A 1,191-nucleotide genomic window follows, 5' to 3' on the forward strand; every position below is an offset into this window, starting at 1 on the left:
GCCGAAGAAGGTGACAGCCCTGTAGCTGAAACTGTTTTCCCTCCAGAGTGGATCCTGAGTACGGCGGGACACGTGAAACCCCGTCGGAATCCGGGAGGACCATCTCCCAAGGCTAAATACTCCCTAGTGACCGATAGTGAACCAGTACCGTGAGGGAAAGGTGAAAAGCACCCCGGAAGGGGAGTGAAATAGATCCTGAAACCGTATGCCTACAAGTAGTCAGAGCCCGTTAACGGGTGATGGCGTGCCTTTTGTAGAATGAACCGGCGAGTTACGATAACGCGCGAGGTTAAGCCGATGAGGCGGAGCCGTAGCGAAAGCGAGTCTGAACAGGGCGTTCAGTGCGTTGTCGTAGACCCGAAACCAGGTGATCTACCCATGTCCAGGATGAAGGTCAGGTAACACTGACTGGAGGTCCGAACCCACGCACGTTGAAAAGTGCGGGGATGAGGTGTGGGTAGCGGTGAAATGCCAATCGAACCTGGAGATAGCTGGTTCTCCCCGAAATAGCTTTAGGGCTAGCCTCGAGGTTGAGAGTTCTGGAGGTAGAGCACTGATTGGACTAGGGGCCCCCACAGGGTTACCGAATTCAGTTAAACTCCGAATGCCAGCAACTTATACTCGGGAGTCAGACTGCGAGTGATAAGATCCGTAGTCAAGAGGGAAACAGCCCAGACCGCCAGCTAAGGTCCCAAAGTGTATGTTAAGTGGAAAAGGATGTGGCGCTGCCTAGACAGCTAGGATGTTGGCTTAGAAGCAGCCACCATTCAAAGAGTGCGTAATAGCTCACTAGTCGAGTGGCGCCGCGCCGAAAATGTAACGGGGCTAAACATACCACCGAAGCTGCGGATTCCGTAAGGAATGGTAGGGGAGCGTTCCAAACCGCTGTGAAGCTGTACCGGAAGGAGCAGTGGAGCGTTTGGAAGTGAGAATGCCGGTGTGAGTAGCGAAAAGAGGGGTGAGAATCCCCTCCGTCGAAAGCCCAAGGTTTCCTGAGGAAGGCTCGTCCGCTCAGGGTTAGTCTGGACCTAAGCCGAGGCCGAAAGGCGTAGGCGATGGATAACAGGTTGATATTCCTGTACCGCCGATCCACCGTTTGAACAATGGGGGGACGCAGGAGGATAGTGACGCATGCGGATGGAAGTGCATGTGCAAGTTTCAAGACCGTCTGATTGGCAAATCCGTCAGGCA

1 rRNA gene is annotated in these 1,191 nt (G+C 54.2%); it reads left to right on the forward strand.

Annotated elements, in window-relative coordinates:
• Nucleotides 1–1,191 (forward strand): 23S ribosomal RNA (locus ACZGCQ_RS16785); the annotation flags it as partial.

The organism is Exiguobacterium sp. HSB13, assembly GCF_056764755.1.